The sequence below is a fragment of the Bacillus sp. YH3-2-B2 genome (genome assembly GCF_053663335.1).
The window spans coordinates 549374-566880 of the sequence record NZ_JBSJQE010000003.1; the positions used below are offsets into that span (position 1 = coordinate 549374).

General features: G+C 41.1%; 19 protein-coding genes and 7 pseudogenes. 6 read left to right on the forward strand and 20 right to left on the reverse strand.

The annotated features are described in order from the left end of the window. Positions 1-13: 13 nt before the first annotated feature. Positions 14-340: a GNAT family N-acetyltransferase gene (locus ACWJJX_RS12900; protein WP_454023019.1), complete on the reverse strand. Its 327-nt coding sequence runs from the start codon at positions 338-340 to the stop codon at positions 14-16. Beyond that, positions 306-1562 carry an MFS transporter gene (locus ACWJJX_RS12905; protein ID WP_454023020.1) on the reverse strand — a complete coding sequence of 419 codons (1257 nt, stop codon included), beginning with the start codon at positions 1560-1562 and terminating at the stop codon, positions 306-308. The genes ACWJJX_RS12900 and ACWJJX_RS12905 overlap by 35 nt, the downstream gene beginning before the upstream one ends. A 454-nt stretch (positions 1563-2016) precedes the next feature. On the opposite strand from ACWJJX_RS12905, the gene sigK reads away from it, so the two are divergent. Next, on the forward strand, positions 2017-2742 hold the full coding sequence (gene sigK / locus ACWJJX_RS12910; protein ID WP_020956104.1) for an RNA polymerase sporulation sigma factor SigK: 726 nt from the start codon (positions 2017-2019) through the stop codon (positions 2740-2742). 49 nt (positions 2743-2791) lie between these two features. Here the strand turns inward: sigK and ACWJJX_RS12915 are convergent. The 6 genes and pseudogenes from ACWJJX_RS12915 to ACWJJX_RS12940 all read right to left on the reverse strand — a co-directional run. Beyond that, positions 2792-2989 (reverse strand): annotated as a pseudogene (locus ACWJJX_RS12915) (DUF2634 domain-containing protein); the annotation flags it as partial. A 100-nt stretch (positions 2990-3089) separates the two neighbouring features. Continuing rightward, positions 3090-3788, reverse strand: a complete 699-nt coding sequence (locus tag ACWJJX_RS12920; RefSeq protein ID WP_454023021.1) for an aspartate/glutamate racemase family protein — start codon at positions 3786-3788, stop codon at positions 3090-3092. 93 nt (positions 3789-3881) lie between these two features. After that, positions 3882-4133 (reverse strand): DUF2577 family protein, encoded by a 252-nt coding sequence (locus tag ACWJJX_RS12925; RefSeq protein ID WP_454023080.1) that lies wholly within the window; start codon positions 4131-4133, stop codon positions 3882-3884. 68 nt (positions 4134-4201) lie between these two features. Continuing rightward, positions 4202-4319: pseudogene (locus ACWJJX_RS12930) on the reverse strand (hypothetical protein); the annotation flags it as partial. A 391-nt stretch (positions 4320-4710) separates the two neighbouring features. Next, positions 4711-4806, reverse strand: a pseudogene (locus tag ACWJJX_RS12935) (winged helix-turn-helix transcriptional regulator); the annotation flags it as partial. Between the two features lie 15 nt (positions 4807-4821). Then, entirely contained in the window at positions 4822-5673 is an 852-nt protein-coding gene (locus ACWJJX_RS12940; protein WP_070082139.1) for an aldo/keto reductase, read from the reverse strand. 170 nt (positions 5674-5843) lie between these two features. On the opposite strand from ACWJJX_RS12940, the gene ACWJJX_RS12945 reads away from it, so the two are divergent. Next, positions 5844-6287 carry a MerR family transcriptional regulator gene (locus ACWJJX_RS12945; RefSeq protein ID WP_052586319.1) on the forward strand — a complete coding sequence of 148 codons (444 nt, stop codon included), beginning with the start codon at positions 5844-5846 and terminating at the stop codon, positions 6285-6287. Between the two features lie 203 nt (positions 6288-6490). On the opposite strand, the pseudogene ACWJJX_RS12950 reads toward ACWJJX_RS12945, so the two are convergent. Together ACWJJX_RS12950 and ACWJJX_RS12955 are read right to left on the reverse strand one after the other, a co-directional pair. Then, positions 6491-6751 (reverse strand): annotated as a pseudogene (locus ACWJJX_RS12950) (hypothetical protein); the annotation flags it as partial. After that, positions 6740-6970 (reverse strand): annotated as a pseudogene (locus tag ACWJJX_RS12955) (recombinase RecT); the annotation flags it as partial. The pseudogenes ACWJJX_RS12950 and ACWJJX_RS12955, both read right to left, overlap by 12 nt. A 104-nt stretch (positions 6971-7074) precedes the next feature. Between ACWJJX_RS12955 and ACWJJX_RS12960 the strand changes: the two are divergent. From ACWJJX_RS12960 to ACWJJX_RS12970, 3 genes and pseudogenes are all read left to right on the forward strand, one after another. After that, complete coding sequence (locus ACWJJX_RS12960; RefSeq protein ID WP_167860615.1) at positions 7075-7917, forward strand: sialate O-acetylesterase; 843 nt, start codon at positions 7075-7077, stop codon at positions 7915-7917. Beyond that, the gene (locus tag ACWJJX_RS12965; protein WP_065180886.1) at positions 7914-8441 is read left to right on the forward strand and encodes a PadR family transcriptional regulator; all 528 of its coding nucleotides are present in this window, start codon (positions 7914-7916) and stop codon (positions 8439-8441) included. Before ACWJJX_RS12960 ends, ACWJJX_RS12965 begins: the two co-directional genes overlap by 4 nt. Positions 8442-8458: 17 nt before the next feature. Next, positions 8459-8936: pseudogene (locus ACWJJX_RS12970) on the forward strand (GyrI-like domain-containing protein); the annotation flags it as partial. A gap of 437 nt (positions 8937-9373) precedes the next feature. Here ACWJJX_RS12970 and ACWJJX_RS12975 read toward each other — a convergent pair. The 9 genes and pseudogenes from ACWJJX_RS12975 to ACWJJX_RS13015 all read right to left on the reverse strand — a co-directional run bounded on the left by ACWJJX_RS12975 (position 9374) and on the right by ACWJJX_RS13015 (position 15507). Next, positions 9374-9910 carry an ATP-binding protein gene (locus ACWJJX_RS12975; protein WP_070082141.1) on the reverse strand — a complete coding sequence of 179 codons (537 nt, stop codon included), beginning with the start codon at positions 9908-9910 and terminating at the stop codon, positions 9374-9376. Between the two features lie 159 nt (positions 9911-10069). Beyond that, a pseudogene (locus ACWJJX_RS12980) lies at positions 10070-10289 on the reverse strand (hypothetical protein). 98 nt (positions 10290-10387) lie between these two features. Beyond that, complete coding sequence (gene tet / locus ACWJJX_RS12985) at positions 10388-11764, reverse strand: Tet(L)/Tet(K)/Tet(45) family tetracycline efflux MFS transporter (protein ID WP_003152815.1); 1377 nt, start codon at positions 11762-11764, stop codon at positions 10388-10390. Between the two features lie 33 nt (positions 11765-11797). Beyond that, the gene (locus ACWJJX_RS12990; RefSeq protein ID WP_134816631.1) at positions 11798-11860 is read right to left on the reverse strand and encodes a tetracycline resistance efflux system leader peptide; all 63 of its coding nucleotides are present in this window, start codon (positions 11858-11860) and stop codon (positions 11798-11800) included. A gap of 113 nt (positions 11861-11973) precedes the next feature. Then, positions 11974-12495 (reverse strand): streptothricin N-acetyltransferase SatA, encoded by a 522-nt coding sequence (gene satA / locus ACWJJX_RS12995; RefSeq protein WP_003152814.1) that lies wholly within the window; start codon positions 12493-12495, stop codon positions 11974-11976. A 141-nt stretch (positions 12496-12636) separates the two neighbouring features. Next, positions 12637-13137 carry a DinB family protein gene (locus ACWJJX_RS13000; RefSeq protein WP_003152812.1) on the reverse strand — a complete coding sequence of 167 codons (501 nt, stop codon included), beginning with the start codon at positions 13135-13137 and terminating at the stop codon, positions 12637-12639. Positions 13138-13332: 195 nt separating this feature from the next. Then, the gene (locus ACWJJX_RS13005; protein ID WP_454023022.1) at positions 13333-13617 is read right to left on the reverse strand and encodes a DUF2651 family protein; all 285 of its coding nucleotides are present in this window, start codon (positions 13615-13617) and stop codon (positions 13333-13335) included. Positions 13618-13857: 240 nt separating this feature from the next. After that, positions 13858-14661: an HAD-IIB family hydrolase gene (locus tag ACWJJX_RS13010; RefSeq protein ID WP_454023023.1), complete on the reverse strand. Its 804-nt coding sequence runs from the start codon at positions 14659-14661 to the stop codon at positions 13858-13860. A 33-nt stretch (positions 14662-14694) separates the two neighbouring features. Next, entirely contained in the window at positions 14695-15507 is an 813-nt protein-coding gene (locus ACWJJX_RS13015) for a Cof-type HAD-IIB family hydrolase (protein WP_454023024.1), read from the reverse strand. Positions 15508-15743: 236 nt separating this feature from the next. Here ACWJJX_RS13015 and ACWJJX_RS13020 point away from each other — a divergent pair, with 236 nt between their 5' ends. Next, complete coding sequence (locus ACWJJX_RS13020; protein ID WP_053573170.1) at positions 15744-16469, forward strand: MurR/RpiR family transcriptional regulator; 726 nt, start codon at positions 15744-15746, stop codon at positions 16467-16469. Positions 16470-16554: 85 nt separating this feature from the next. On the opposite strand, the gene manA is transcribed toward ACWJJX_RS13020, so the two are convergent. Beyond that, entirely contained in the window at positions 16555-17502 is a 948-nt protein-coding gene (gene manA / locus ACWJJX_RS13025) for a mannose-6-phosphate isomerase, class I (protein ID WP_070082145.1), read from the reverse strand. Between the last annotated feature and the right edge of the window lie 5 nt (positions 17503-17507).

Genomic DNA, 17507 nt, shown 5'->3' on the forward strand with positions numbered 1-17507 from the left:
GCGTACCGCCCCCCTATTCCGGCGGTACGGCTCCTCTCATTCTGAGAACTTTTCCGTTACATTCTGAACCGATCACTTCCATTTTTTTCTTTCTGTAAAATGACAGAGCCGCTTCATTGCCCGGCGAAACTCTCAGGTGATATTCCGAAACACCGTTCGCTCTGAAAAACTGATTCGCGTATTGATGCAGTTCTGTTCCGCACCCTCTTCCCCTCTGCTGCTCAGTCATATAGTAAAGGTGCACATAACCGATTTTTTGGCTGCGGTAAAATTTGATGGAAGCTTCAAGCTGTACGGCCGTCTCTTTATGTTTGTTTAATTTGATCCGCTTGAAATACATCGGGAGTCCTCCTTTTTGAGGCCGCAAATAAGAACGAGCATAAAACGGCTGCCAACGCCAGCATAACAGCAGCCCCTGCGATGACGATGCCGCGGACGGAAGAACTGACAGCCGCCGCTCCGAAAACCGCCGTTACCAATATAATGAAGACGGCTTCGACTAATGAATAAAAGCTCCCCACTCTCCCCATGATGTCCACCGGAACATTCTTTTGATAAAACGTCAGAAAGCCTGTATTGGCAAACGCCAGAAAAAAAGCGAGAAGGAAAAATCCGAAAGCAGCCGTCCAAAAAACGTCAGAAAACGCATAAATCATATATCCTGCCGCTGTGAATAAAGAGCCCATTCCCATCAATAAAGAAGCCGGCATTTTTTTATTAAAGAACACATTGACAAGCGCCCCCGCAATAACCCCTGCCCCAGAGACACTGACGAGAAAACCGTAATCGGCATCAGTCAGCTGAAGAACTTCTTTTGAAAAAGCGGCTTCAAGCGAATCAAGCGCGGATAGCATAACGGTCATGACCAGACTGAATAAAAAATAAATGATCATGACGTTTCGCGCCGTTCGGCTGAAGCGATAGACGAGCTTCCAATCTTCTTTGTACACTGCCAAAGAAAGCTTCTGTGCGGGAGAATGTACGTGGGGCTCATTTTCAAGGTTCGGCAGCATCATCGTGATGAAACCGGACAGCACTAAAGCCCCCGCATTCACCCAAATCGCAAAAATCGGCGTGCCGGCGATAAAAAGCAGCCCGGCCGCAGCCGGCCCGAGGAGAAAAGCCCCTGATTCCGACAAAGCCCTTAGTGAATTGAATCGTTTTCTCCTTTCAGCCGGAATAAGCATCGTCACATACGCCATGGAACACGGACGAAACATCGCATTGGCCATTTGAATCAAAAACACGATACAATAAACAGAAAATAAAGACCGTACAGTAAACATCAGCGGCAGAACGGCAATGAATGCAGCCCGGATGAAATCAAGCGACATCATCATATTCCGTTTGTTACACCGGTCGATGATGCTACCCGCCCACCCATTTGTTATCAAAACAGCCGCAGGCCTGATTAAATAAAGGATGGAAACCGCAAAAGCAGACCCCGTTTCTTTTAAGACAATAAGATTAAGAGACAAAAAATAAATCCATTCACCAATATTTGCTATCCCGATTCCGGTTAACAGAAGCATCGGGTACCGCCAAGACTTCCGGTTTTTCATCTTATCCCTCCCTTAGAAATAAAAAACGCCCTCAAGACAATAAAGTCTTGAGGACGGGAAACAGCCCGCTATGCCACCTCAATTCGGTTTGGTGCCGGCCTTGCCGGGTACAAAGCTTACTCGGTAACAGGAGTATCCGCCGCATCATCCTCGTTTTTCATGATTCCGATGCGAAGCTAAGAGGTTTGTTTCAACACATCCATTCATACTCCTTCACAGCTCCCGGAGCTCTCTGTCATGAATGATATCTGTCTACTCGTCTCTTCAGCGCTTTTCGTTATATTCTTTTCACCCTTACTTTTTTTAACAATATACAGGCTCAATCAGCAAAAATCAAGAGGCTGTAAGAAATAAAACCTGCCTTTGATTAATTTCCCTGTACAGACACAAACAGCCTGACTGCCACATACAGTTACATATAGGCTTTTGCCTACATAACTTTGTGGAGGTGAGGATGGTGACAGGTGTTTTTGCAGCGCTCGGGTTTATTGTGAAAGAACTCGTGTTTTTAGTATCATACGTGAAAAATAATGCCTTTCCACAACCGCTCTCAAATAGTGAGGAGAAAAAATACTTAGACCTTATGGCTGAAGGCGATGAACACGCCCGCAACATGCTGATCGAACACAATCTCCGTTTAGTCGCCCATATTGTAAAAAAATTCGAAAACACGGGAGAAGACGCAGAAGATCTGATCTCCATCGGTACAATCGGGCTGATCAAAGGAATTGAAAGCTACTCAGCCGGAAAAGGCACGAAGCTTGCCACATATGCCGCACGATGTATTGAGAATGAGATTTTAATGCATCTGCGCGCATTGAAAAAAACGAAAAAAGACGTCTCCCTTCATGACCCGATCGGCCAGGATAAAGAAGGGAATGAAATAAGCCTGATCGATGTCCTCAAGTCGGAAAGCGAAGATGTGATCGACACCATTCAGCTCAACATGGAACTTGAAAAGGTCAAAAAATATATTGATATTTTAGACGACCGCGAAAAAGAAGTCATCGTCGGCCGCTTCGGGCTTGATTTAAAAAAAGAAAAAACGCAGCGCGAGATCGCAAAGGAGCTCGGCATTTCAAGGAGTTATGTGTCGCGGATTGAAAAACGCGCATTGATGAAGATGTTTCATGAGTTTTACCGGGCGGAAAAGGAGAAGCGGAAGAAGAAGGGAAAGTGAGCGAAAAGCCGGATCTGACATTCCGGCTTTTTCTATTTTATCTTTTTCAATCATGACTATGAACAGAATATGCGTAGCGCTCAGTATGAAGGGACAAATATACAAACTGTTTAATCGCGTCAAGGCCTGTGATGAATTCATTTGTGATACGGCCATTTTCAAAATCTATTTTGTAGGTTTGAGAGGTCCCTATGACTTCGCTGTCATCTTCAATATCATCAAATTCAATTTCTGAGGAAAGGGTCATGATAAGATCACTCCTATATCGTTCCTCCATTTATTGATTGAATGAACCATAATAAAAACCGCTCCTAAAGAGCGGTTTTAAAATATAAGAAATAATCATTCTAAGAAGAAATCGAAAGGGATTTATTTACTGCTTTTTGAGCATGGATTAAAGTCGTATCAAATAATGGCACTTTTGAATCCTCTGCCTTTACTAATAGTCCAATTTCAGTGCATCCAAGAATGATTCCTTCTGCTCCTCTATCCACCAAATTATTCATGATCTTCTTATAAATGTTTTTGGAAGACTGTTTAATTTCACCCAGACACAGTTCTTGATAAATAATATTATTTATTAATTCCCTTTCATCATCATCAGGAACAATGACATTAATATCATGAGACGCAATACATGATTTATAAAAATCTTGTTCCATCGTATATTTAGTACCTAGCAATCCTACTGAGCGAATGTCTTGTCTAATAATTTGTTCTGCAGTTGCATCGGCAATATGCAAAATAGGTATAGTGATCATTTCTTGGATATATCCAAGAACTTTATGCATAGTATTTGTACATATTACAATAAAATCTGCACCTGCTTTTTCTAATGATCTTGCAACTTGACCTAAAGCTTCACCTGCTTTATCCCAAGCTCCTATGGATTGATAATGTTCAATTTCCTTAAAATCAACACTGTATAAAAGGCATTTTGCCGAGTGAAGCCCTCCTAACTTCTTTTTTATTTCTTCATTGATAATTCGATAATACTCAGCTGAAGATTCCCAACTCATTCCGCCAATAAGACCAATAGTTTTCATAACCCACCTCGGATAAAATTTTCAAAATATTATAGTTATTTTAAAGCATAGATTAGGTCTTTACAATTATTTATTTTTTCAGGATTACTATCATTAAATTTTATCGAGAATAAAAAATGATTGCCCGCCTTTTAAGGAGACAACCATCAAATTCTCACCCATTTTCAGTTCTTCATCTTCTCCAGAGCGCAACCGTTTAGGAATAATAATCAAATCAGCAGGTATTATTAATTTGTCATTTTCATTAAGCCTTATTTCAATAGATGAAACGGAAATCACTTCAGCCGGCATAATATCCACCGGTGACTCAGAATCAATAAGAATATAGAAAAAGAGATGTGACAGTTATGAAAATCATTTTTCTCATTCATTACTGCATTTTGGTATCAAATGACTTGACTTATAAGTCCTTAACTTGCGTCCTCTCTCAAACGATTCAACGCCGGACGCTCTAAAAAGCTCTCAGAAAGTCCTTCACAGGCATACTTCAGTCCCTGCTTTCTTTATGCTGACCTCGATCTGGCTGCCGATGTTTGATCCCTTGTTCCTCGGTTGATAACCTTAAAGCTAATGGCTATCATCCTGAATCTTCTTCCTATACAGTTTTATTAAATAATGATAGAAATCGTTATGCATTTGCCAGTTTGCGGCTCTCGAAGATTATCACCTTCTTTAAATGCATCACCCCTTTGGTTATACTACGTAATAACTGTTTGTCCTACTGAGGTGATTTTCAACGGTGGAAAAAAGAAAAACTAGTTACTGATTAGTAACTAGTTTTTATCTTAAAAGATTCAAATATTAGGTTTCAGATTTTCTGGTTTAACCATCTCATCAAATCTTCCGTTAAAATGTAAGCTGCACGCAGTCTTTTTAGCATTAACCCTCCCTTATGAACAAACTTGGCATTTTCGAATAATTTTCATACCCGATAAGGTTCTAATTCCCTAAGTTGTAGTATCGATATCCTCTGTGTAATCCATGGGATTAACCTTTTAAGTTCATTAAACTTAACTGTTTTATTAGATAAAGCTTACAGATCGAATTTCATGGCGCCTATCGATTTTACAATTTCAGGATCTCGGTGCGACCCGAAAAGACTTTCTCCTTTATCAAGGGTGGAAATCTTTTCGATATCCTCTAAGCTCAACTCAAAATCAAAAATGTCAAAGTTTTCGACAATCCGTTCTTTGCGCACCGATTTTGGAATCGTAACGACTTCACGCTGAACAAGCCAACGCAGCACGACCTGGGCGACGGATTTATTGTGTTTTTCCGCAATGGAAGTCAACACGCCGTTGCTGAACATGTTATTGCGTCCTTCAGCGAACGGTGCCCATGACTCGTGTTGAACTCCCTGCTCTTTCATAAAAGCAGCACTTTCTTTTTGCTGGCAGAATGGATGCGTTTCGACTTGATTGACGGCTGGCACGATTTCATTATGCATGATCAGATCCATTAGACGGTCGGGATGGAAGTTGCTGACTCCGATTGCCCTGATTTTTCCTTCGCGGTACAGATCCTCCATCGCGCGCCAAGCGCCGTAGTAATCGCCGTATGGCTGGTGAATAAGGTATAAATCAAGATAATCCAGCTGCAGCTTATTTAAAGATTTGGAAAATGCCGCCTTGGCACTTTCATAGCCGGCATCCTGAATCCAGAGCTTGGTCGTAATGAACAGCTCCTCACGCGGTACGCCGCTCCGCTTGATTGCACGTCCGACTGCCTCCTCATTTAGGTAACCGGAAGCAGTGTCAATCAGGCGATAACCGGCCATCAGTGCTTCATATACTGCGTTTTCACATTCTTGAGCATCGGGGACTTGGTATACACCGAAGCCGATAATTGGCATTTTCACTCCGTTGTTTAATGTTACGGTTTGCATTGTAATTCCTCCTATTGTTCAAATGTAGAACGACAAACGGCACGCATCCCGAAAATCGGGCACTGCAGAATGAATTCCGCTGCGGCTGGTTTGCGTTATAATAAGCTTATTACCTTCGTGCAACACGAAGGCAAGCACTTTTTTAAAAAATTTTTAAAGGAGGATTACACATGCATACAGTCAAAGAAGCAGCGATGATAACCGGACTCACTGAGCATGCGGTGCGCTTTTACACGGATAAAGGCCTGGTGCCGAGCGTACAGCGCAATAAAAACAATATCCGTTTGTTCGATGAAGAATCAATCAACTGGCTGTTTGGCGTCAAATGCCTCAGGCAATCCGGAATGCCGATTGAAGACATTAAAACGTACGTGAATCTCTGTCTCGAAGGAGATTCGACCATCCCACAACGGTACACACTCATGATGGAGCATAAAGAAGAAGCACTCGCCCAGCTCGAAGAAGCCAAACAGCACATTGCCCATTTGGAACAAAAAACCGCCCTATATCAGGCCATTCTGGAGCACCGCTCTTTTGATACAACCAATCCCGCCAACTGGGAAAAAATACAGCATATGCATAGTGACGTATTTTACTCGCCCACTGTCCGGTAGATGTGAAAGATATTTATGAGCACATCAATGGATCTTAAACTCCTAAATTGGAATTGGAATCCATATTGAATAGGCTAAGTTTGATGACATGTTATGAGCGATTAAATTTGTTTATACGTCTATAGGGCTGCAAGTCCTTAATTTTTTTCTTACGGTTACTTTCTATTAATTAGAAATTGATAGAAGTCGCATCTGTATGCGACTTCTTGTTCGATGTTGTTTTCAAGTGTGTCAGAGGTAATGTTAACTTCAGCAATTACTTCTTTTGTGCTTAAGTTAGCTGTGCTAATTGATGGAACAGACTTTTGATCCTTAGTCAGCGCAACTCTTAAAATCGTTGGCGTATCTTGAACCATTCGAATAAAAGTTGAAGCTTGAACAGGCTTGCCATCAAAGGATCGGCTTCTCGCGCGCTTGGTTTTCTGTATTTTCTTTGTTTGAAGGCTCGGAAACTTAGGAGCCATCGCATCACAGTCATTTTTCCATCCAAAATCAGACTTACTGAATTTCTTTTTGTGCTTTTCTACTTGTGCCTTTTCAAAATCAATCTCGATCTCCTCAGTCAGCGGATTCCGCTTCTCCAATTCGCCTTCATGAATCGGTATGCAATTGATGGAAGGAACTATCCAGGCATACCCTAAGTTTTTATCTATAGGCAGGTCGAGTGTCTGCCACAGGAACGCTTTTCATACATCATAATAAAACCTTATTAAAACTTTACAAGACAAGCTGAATTGACTATAGTCTAATTAGACTAAAATATTGATGTAAAGAAGTGAAAAATCAGATGATAAAGTCTTTTTTAATGTTGGGGCAGTCGAATATGGCAGGCCGTGGATTTTTGAATGAAGTAGACCCTATCTATAATGAAAAAATTAAAATGCTGCGCAATGGACAATGGCAGATGATGACAGAGCCGATTAATTACGACCGTCCGGTTTCCGGCGTTGGCCTGGCGGCATCTTTTGCAGATGCATGGTCGAAAGCTCATCCCGATGAAGAAATTGGCTTGATCCCGTGTGCGGAAGGCGGCAGTTCATTGAATGACTGGCATCCGGAAGGCATCCTTTTTCAGCATGCTTTGTCCGAAGCCCGCTTCGCCCTCCGTTCCAGTCAAATTTGCGGGATCCTTTGGCACCAAGGTGAGAGTGACAGTTATCGTTCGCTGCATGAAACTTATTACGAGAAATTAACTCTTATCATTGAGACGCTAAGAAACGAGTTGAAACTTGATGAGGTACCGTTGATTATTGGAGGGCTTGGTGACTTTCTTGGGAAGACCGGTTTTGGACAGCACGCGACTGAATTTCGACAGGTTAATGAACAATTGCTGCGTTTTGCTAATGAACAACAGAATTGTTATTTTGTTACTGCGGCAGGTTTGACTGCGAATCCTGATGGCATTCATTTAGACGCAGCTTCACAACGTAAATTCGGTTACCGCTATTTCGAGGCTTTTTCGAAAAAGCACCATATCCTAAAACCCATTTCGGGAGAGGAGCAATCACTGAAAGTGAAGGGTGACTATTCTAAAACAGAACAGATTTACCTTCATAGTATGGATTTGGCTTCGGGTGAAATCACGTACGCGGAATTTGAGGCGCGGATGGCGAAGGTGATGAAACCATAATTCCCTTACTTATCCTTGGCTTGCTCATCCAAAACCCCGGAGCTCACGGCTATGAACTTCTGGCCTTAATGGAAAAACGTCATTACAAATACATTGTTAACTTCACGAAAGGTTCATTTTATTACAATCTGCAGCAACTTGAAGAAAAGTGTTTGATTGAACAGATTCAGCAGAAACCCTCAACCAGCGGGCGTGAGATCCGTAACTTTAAAGTCACAGATTCGGGAAGGGCAGAATTCGAAAAATTAATGATCAAATACGGCACCAAATCGGAATATGTGAACCTGCAATTTTATGGCGCGTTACTCTTTGCCGATGAATTCGACAAAAATAAATTACTGGATCTGATCCAATCACAAATCGATCAGACTAAAACTCGAATCGAGCTCCTTGATGAATACCTGTCCATCACTCAAGAAATTCCCGGCACAATCAATTACTTTCGCCGTATGAATGAAAATTCCCGTTCACATCACTTGGTTAATTTAGAGTGGTTCGAAAAATTGAAAGCAGAAATAGAGTGAACTATTGCATAATAAAATTTCGCATCGTCGGCATTAAAAAAAAGAGTCCCTATTTTGTTCAAAGGCGTGAATCCTGACATTGCATTGATGTGGGAAAGTTTAAATGAAGCAGCAATCAAACAACTAAAAGAGCTTTCTAATGCAGCACCTGCAGGACTCATCAGTGCATCCACGAACTTTTCTGAAGGCCGGACAGAGGAAAACGGAGAGCTTGATCACTATATTGGCGCAGCCACAACGAAACATTGCCCAAATCATCTATCACAGCTTGAAGTCCCTGCCTCAACGTGGGCTGTATTCGAAGCAGCCGGATCATTTCCGGATGCACTGCAGGAAGTATGGGGGCGGATTTATTCTGAATGGTTTCCATCGTCACATTATGAACAAATTGAAGGCCCAGAGATCCTGTGGAACGAGCATAAAGATGTAACATCGCCATCTTTTAAAAGTGAAATTTGGATACCCATTTCAAAAAAGGAATATATCTTACAATGAAATTAGAGGAATTGAAGGTTTTAAGGAAGGGGTCTCATCCCTTCCTCTTTATGTCACTCGATCTGCGGCAATATTGATGCCACTAATCTTCGAATTGAGTTTTTTAATGAGCAGAGCCGTTCTTACTGAAAATATAAATTGAGGTGTATTGCGTTTTGATGATCTGCTTCTCACCTCTTATTTTCCGCCTTAACGTCCGATCCTTTCTGCAATTCTTCTGCAAAGTCTGACGTTGATGATTGACTGCCAAGATCTCCCGTTTTGATTCCTGCCTTCACGGTTTCCCGAAGTGAGTTCTCTATTAATTCCGCTGCTTCTTTCCGAGAATAAATCACTTCACAACAGACAAACTGAAGGCGGTATAAAAAAACAGCTCCGTTAAAATGGCCGGAACTGTCTTTGAATTTTGGATTTTGCAGTTATCTCCATCCGTTAGTTTAATTAGAATTCAGATAATCCAAGACACGATCAACTCTTTCATTGACTGAGTAATCCCCTTCAATTTTTAACAATGGACAAGATAAATCTTCCATCCAATGTTCGTGTAAAGCTTTGCTTCTAACTTCCATTCCGGCATGATCATATAAAGAAGCCCACTCTAAAAATGTTTGTGATTGTTCATATTTACTGCCGCCGGCTAACACTTCGTTTCCATAACGCTGAAATTCCCTATGCTTTAATCTCTCAAGCCGTATATCCTGCGGAATCCATAAGAAGATGACAAGGTCAAAATAACTTTTTAGATCATCGCCCCAGCGGCACACTGCGCCAGAAAGAATCCATTTCTCATTTATTGTCAAGTCTTTTTTAAGTAACTTTCTTCTTTCAGGGATTTCTCTTTTTTTAGTGAATTTATCTGTCCAATAGTAATCATCAGTATCAAGATGCGTATGCGGCAAATGCTTTGATAATGCAACACCCAATGTTGACGTTCCGACACCAGAGGCTCCCAATATGTGAATCTTATTTTTCATACTTCCCCCTCCTTATGAAGCAACCAAACTCCCTGTTGCATAAGGTACTTACTATTATTTTGACATAAATCCCCAAAAACCTTTACTTTGCCAGGGGAATCCAGATGCGGTTAAAACCATACCGCTTACGAACTTCATGGTCATTTTCAAACAGAATGATTAACTTTCTCTCCGGCCTATTTTAATATCCCTATACACTTTTTCAAAAGTCTCGATTGGCAGTGAAAACTTGGTTGTTTTCTCGTTGCGGTGATTGATCACGATCTCAATTTGATTATTTTTTTGTTCAGACCCAATAAGTGCATTCTCCCATTTATCTCTGATTGAAATGATACAATTTTCCATTTTTCTTTTCCTTTTTCTTATAAATGTAATTCACTTTAACTCCCCTTTCATTGATCGGCAAAAGGTTCCGTAATAAGGAAGCTCCTTAAAAAAAGGATCAAAACTTTTATCAAGTTTGATCCTTTTCCCTTTTTAGTCATTTCTTCGCGAACGTTTATAGACATTCATGGTTACCAGCCAGCTCATAACAACGATTCCTGTAAAAAGAATGAGCATATTACTGTACAAATAAGCGGAATGATCATCGTTAACAGGCAGCAGCCTTTGATTCAGCAAGCTGATCGATAATAAACCGCCTGCAATCGAAATACCCGTTCCCTCTGATAAAAAGCTCGTAAAATTAAGCAGACTCATTCCGGCGCCGGCTTCCTTTTGTTTCAAACTGCCAGACACAATTGTAGATATAACCGTTTTTGTGAAGGAGAGCCCCCCAAAAACAAAAACGATTATGACGGTCATAAGCCAAGGTGCCGCATCTATGAAAAAGGCAGCGATTAAAAAGCTGGAAGACATCAATACAATCCCAATGGTCAGCACATACAAAGAACCTTTCCGATCAACAAGCAATCCTCCAATGTAACCGAAGATGATGACGCTCATCGTCCCGGGGAACATAATCCCGCTTCCAATTGCCGCAGTACTTAAATGGTGAACATCTTTCATCATATAAGGAACCATAGACACAAATCCTGCAGCAGTGCCGAATATCAGGCCTCCGCTAAGGACGCCCGTCATAAACAAAACATTTTTCCCCAGTGCAGGGTCAACAAAGGGATCTTGAGTTTTCCTAATATGTTTCACAAATATCAGGAAAGCCAGAATACTGATGATCAGAAAAGACATTCTATATGACGTTGTAAACAGCAGAAAAAATACGGTGCCTGCAGACATTAATATAATCCCCGTCATATCAAAGCGCCCGCTGATTCTTTCTTCCTTTTCCAGCAGTTTCATCAGGAATGGAACGGTGATAACTGTTGCTGTCGGAATAAGCAGCAAATATGACCAGTGAATATAATGAGCGATCATTCCGCCAATAGCTGGTCCGACACCTTCCCCCATTGCCACCAGCGACCCGATCAGACCAAATGCTTTACCCCTGTTTTCTTTCGGAATATAGCGTACTACTGCAACCATCACAAGAGCCGGGAATGCGGCTGCACCAGCCCCTTGAATAAATCGGGCCAGAATGAGTACAGGAAAGAAAGAGTGTCCGACAAATCCAATGATCGACCCGAAGCCATTTACCATAATTCCAAATAGGAGCAGTTTTTTGATGCCCAGCTGATCTGATAACTTCCCATACAGAGCAGTTCCGATGGAAAAGGTTAACATAAAGGCCGTGTTCACCCAGTTTGCACTCGCTGGCAGTTTATGAAAATCGTTGGCGATATCAGGTAGCGAGACGTTCAAAACCATTTCATTTAATACGCTGAAAAATGACAGAACACAAAGCCAAATGAACACTTGGTTGTGCCGTAAAGCTGACTGTGAATAAGGCGTATTCACAAATTTCCCTCCATTAATGAGGGCAGACGCAGTTTATAGGGCCATTGATACGCTTCCCTCTTTTAATTGTACCCTGTTCATTTTTTTGCACTTCATACATAACTCCCCCTGCATTGATTGATATACCTTATTATAAATCCTCAAGCCGATGTTTTGAATACTTTGCGGCACACACCCGCTAAATGACGAAACATCAAATACTGTTATATTTAAAATTTACAGTACCAAAAAACCGCAATTTCATTTGCTGTTGAAAAATTGGAATAAAGCATTGTATCGATCGCTCCTATGACAAAGTTATTTTTGGCATAAAAATGACAAGCTGAAACATTAATATCTTGTGTTTCAAGCATAAGACCGCATAAATGATTCTCCTTTGCCCACTCAATCGCTTTATGTAATAAAGCCGTCCCGACACCATTTTTTCTATAATCTTTTGCAACGGCAATGTCTTCAATCAGTGCGTATCCATTCCAATTAGAACGAAGCTTACTCCGGCCGACACAGTCGTTCTCTGCGTAATAAAAAAAGACAACTTTATCCGCTTCTTCAATATAACTGACATCAATGTCTTCATCGTCATATTTTTTGACATAAGGTTCAGCAAATTTCTCCTCTGTATATGTCCAAACATTGTTTTCAAATGAAGGGATGATTCTCCCTGAAACAACGAAAGGTTCGTTTGGTTTATAGAAGTCTTTCATATTGAATTGAGTCATTTTAGTTATCATCATAATCGCCTTTCTGCAGTTATTGAACTCACTTTACACCTTTTGAACTGTTGATTCGTCTGCATGTCACGAAGACTAAAACAAAAAAGATACCAACATCGATTGGTATCATCTATTCGTTCGAGCCCTTACAACAACATCCTATTTCGGAGCTTCCAAACCAAATGTTGTCCATTCCTCTTTTGCCGGACCATAAATACCCGGAACAGGTAAACCTGCTTGTCTCATAAGGACAGTCATTTGTCCTCGATGATGGTTTTGATGTTGAATTAAAAACATCAAAAGTGAACCATTTGGCAATTGCTGACCAATAAAGTTGACACATTCTTGAAGTGTATCATCAGTCCATTGCGTTTTTAACGCCTGTACAAATGCATTACTGGCTTGGTGATAACTCTCAGCAATAAACCGCGCCGACGCAGGAACAGGATAATCTTCAGCCGGAGCGTGAAACGTTAAATCTGTGTTTGAGGTAATGATATGAATGGCCGCGACAGTATGCCATGCAATACGGCCTAAAGTCCAATGTTGTGAAGTGATTTCTTGTTTAAGTGATTCATCAGTCAGATGATTCAGCAGTTTTTGTGTCGCATCGGCTTCGAATTCCCAAGATTTCAAAAAATGGTCTAAGGTTTGAAACATAAAAATCCTCCTTATCCTTTTTTGTTTTTCTATGTATCTGCAGTTCAATTATAGTGCTCCGTTTAGTTAAAAAAGAACAAAACGATAGACAGACATGACAATAACAGACAAAATATAAGAACATAACAGATCACTCTATACTTCCTTTTCTTCAATCGGCAAAAAAGGATCGCTGCTCAAACAGGATTTTTCAGTCTAATATTTTCGCTTTGCAAAAGTCCATATCGTCTTAGTGATTGAACCGGAGATAAAACAGCTCCCCGTCATCATAGCCACCCAAATGAAAAATGTCGGTTCGGCACCTATTACAATAAACATAAATATCAAGGACAAAATCAATACAATAACAACCATCATCCATACTTTTTTGAAAATGAAATATCCTAAAATCCCTAACAGAAAAGAAGCTGCCGGAAGAAAAATGAGAATGATATACGCGGGACTCAACAGCGGGCTAATACAAACACCTCCCAATTTCAAAACGAGGAAGTTCCTACTTTTTGTCTGATATCAAATGATATGAAGTGATTTTTTTCATCTTGATATTACGCCGTTTCATTCATTTTATACATATTATACCAATAAAACCGAGTCAAATATAGATATTTATTCATTTTTAACATATTTTAGGGAAATGAGGAGTGAATTAAAGTCTGAGAATAGCCCGCTTTTTCTTTTCCTAGTAAGTCCTGCCTCATTGGCTTTAGCCCATCTGCTTTCTCATTGTTTTTGCAGCGCTAATATTCTCATAATCGTGTGCATGACGGTGCTTTCGTCATTTGATTTGATGACAAAGTGCGCCGCATCTTTTATTTCGTCAACGGCGTTCTTAACCGCAAAGCTGTAGGATGCCGCTTCCATCAATTCTTTGTCATTGCGGCCGTCTCCGAATGCCATTGTTTCATCAGCCGAAACCCCTAATAATCGCTGCAGTTCTTGTACTGTTGATCCTTTATGTATTCCGATATTTGATATATCCATCCAGGTATCTTCTGATGCTACGATATATAATTGGTGAAAAAATTCATGCAGCTTTTCTCTCGTTTCCGGACAGTTGGCGTCGGGGTCATGAAGCGTAATCTTGATAAAATCGTCTTTTATCTCAGTAAAATCAGTTATTTTCGTTACATGTGCATAAGAGGCATTTACATATTTCATTTCACTTTCAGACAGATTTTCTTTTACGATCGCGCCTTTTTTTGTGCACGCGATAATGGTGTGCCCGCAGCTGATTTTTTCTAAAGCGCCTATAATTGACAGTCCGGCTTTATTGCTGATTAAAGATTCATATACGAACTTGCCGTTCTTTTTCATACGTGCAGCACTGTCTCCTAAAATCCAAAAATCTTTCGCGTCTTCTCCGAATAAGGCTTCCACCCTTTCACACTGTTTCCCGGTGCAGATGGCGAAAGCGACATGCTGTTCCTCCATTACTCTTTTTGTCTTTTCAAATAACGTTCTGTCAAAATCGCCTTGATTATTTAAAAATGTGCCGTCTAAATCCGTAATCACTAATTTAATCATCGTTCAGCACCTCCGCAGTTAAAATGTCTTTTTTCAGACAAAGGGTTTTTCACATTTGAGAATGGAATTAATCGCGTTTAAGACCCCTTCCTCATTGTTTGATTGCGCGATATGCGCCGCGGCCTGTTTAATGCTTTCCTGCGCATTATCCATGGCGACTCCGTATTTCACGGCGGACACCATCTCCAAATCATTGCCGCTGTCTCCGAAGGCCGCGCATTCTTCAGCATTTATTCCCCATTGTTTCTGGAGAAGCTTAATCCCGCTTGCTTTATGAAGCCCCGGTATGATCAGATCTATGTCACCGTGCCCGCTTGATACAGGCGTGACGAAAGACCCGATTGCGTTTTTTAAATGGCTCAGAAGTGCGGAACAATGTTCGGCGGGAAAGCTGATGGAAAATTTTAAAATGTCATCATCGATGTTTTCAAAATGCGGCACCCTTTTTAACACATAATAATACTTACTGGCATGCAGATATTCATCTTCACTGGCATTTTCATGAATATACGCGCTTTTTTTTCCGCAGACAATGACGTTTTTCACCTCATACTGCTCTAAAGCACGGATTACTGCTTTTATAGTGTCTTCAGACATGCTACCTGCGAATACTTCTTCTCCGGCATTCACGACGAAAGCGCCATTCTCGGCAACGAAAGCGATTTCACTTTTGATTTCCGGAAAGAAAGATGTAAGCTGCGCATATTGGTTTCCGCTTGCTACGGCAAATTTAATTCCCCGTGCTTTTAATTCACGATACTGATTCATAAAACGCTCTTCGTTATATGCCATTTCATCATTCAAAAACGTTCCGTCCATATCAACCGCTATCAGTTTGATACTCATATTGTCCTCCTTTTTTCGGCCGCTCTTGTCAGCGACCCTTGAAGAGATCATGCATAAAGCGTATGAACGAATTATATCCGCAGTTGTTTTGCACCGTAAATCATTGGCTGACGTCTTGTTTTGAATGACACAAAAAGTGATTTGTCACATGAAAATAACACTATGTTTCTTTTAAAAATGATATGTTACGATGAGATGTACATTCACCATTCTCATAAAAAGGAGAATCCCCCTGCATGTTCACACACGAAATGATTGCTTCATTTAACGAGCTTGAAACTTCTTTATACAACTACATCTCCCAAAACAGCGAGAAAGTCGTCTATATGCGAATCCGTGAATTGGCAAATGAAACCCATGTATCTACGGCTTCTATTTTACGTTTCTGCAAAAAAATAAACTGTGAAGGGTTTTCGGAGTTTAAGGTGAAGCTGAAAATGTATGCGGAGGCAAATAAAAAAACGATTTTAAAGAGTCCCCATCATTCCGTTGCCGAGTTTTTTGAAAGAACAGTAAGCGGAGGCATGGAAGAAAAGCTGAAGGAAGCAGCTGCCCTTGCGGCCGATGCAGAAAGCGTCATTTTTATCGGAGTGGGAAGTTCAGGAATTCTCGCCGAATACGGAGCCAGATATTTTTCGTGCTTAGGGAAACTTTCAATGTATATTAAAGATCCTTACTTTCCGGCCCATTCCCATTTCCGCCATAACAGCATCACGATCGCATTATCGGTTTCAGGTGAAGGAGATTCTACAGTGACTCATCTGAATCAGCTGAAACAAGAAGGAAGCCGGGTCATCAGTATTACAAATCATAAACATTCAACCATTGCCAAAATGTCCGATGTGAATATTTCATATTACGTGACGGAAGAATGGGTTGAAAATGCGAATATCACCACCCAAATCCCCGCGATGTACATACTTGAATCGATGGCTCGGGAGATATACAAATTGAGAGAATAAATTCAGGAACGAACCACGGAAATTTCGGCCTTTTTGTAAAAGTAACGAGAAACCCTTCTCTGCTGCCAGAGAAGGGTTTTGAAGATCACAGATGAGACACAATACAATTTGCATGGCCCGCCAGTTTATATTCTCCCAAACCGGAAGGCAGGAGAATATGATCACCTTTTCTAAAGGGATGTTCATGCCCGCCTGCAATCATTATTCCGTCTCCTTCGATCACGCTGACAAGAAGGAAGGGATGATTCTGGAATAAATTTGCTTCACCTTTTACATCCCACTTTTCGACTGAAAAATAAGGACATTCTATTAAAACAGCTGCCAGCAGATCATCTGTTTGTTTATATTGAACGGTCGGCCGTTCACGGACAGCTGGAACGTCTGTCACTTCTATACTTTTTTCCAAATGGAGCTCGCGCATCCTGCCGTCCGCATCTTTTCTTCCGTAATCATACAATCTGTAAGTCGTATCTGAATTTTGCTGCGTCTCTAAAATAAGTGTGCCCTTTCCAATCGCGTGAACGGTGCCGCTTGGGACAAAAAAGAAATCTCCCGGCTTTACCTTAACTCTGTTCAGGAGCCCGTCCCATTCTCCGCGCTCAATCATGGATATCAGTTCTTCTTTTGTTGTTGCGCTGTGGCCGAAAATGATCTCCGCATCTTTTTCACAATCAATGATATACCAGCATTCGGTTTTTCCAAGTTCCCCGTTTTCATGCATTTTGGCAAAGTCATCATTCGGATGCACCTGAACGGACAGGTCTTGGTCCGCATCCAAAATTTTTGTAAGAAGAGGAAAACGGTCTCCTTCAAGGTTTCCGAATAAATCTCTGTGATGCTCCCACAATTCACCGAGCGTACATCCTTTATACATGCCGTTTCGAACTGTGCTCTGTCCATTTTGATGAGCGGCGAAGGCCCAGCACTCCCCTGTCCGCTCGGACGGAATATTATAGTGAAAATCACGCAGGGCGGCGCCTCCCCAAATTCTTTCTTTGAAAACCGGATTGAAAAATATCGGTTCAGTAGACATGATCA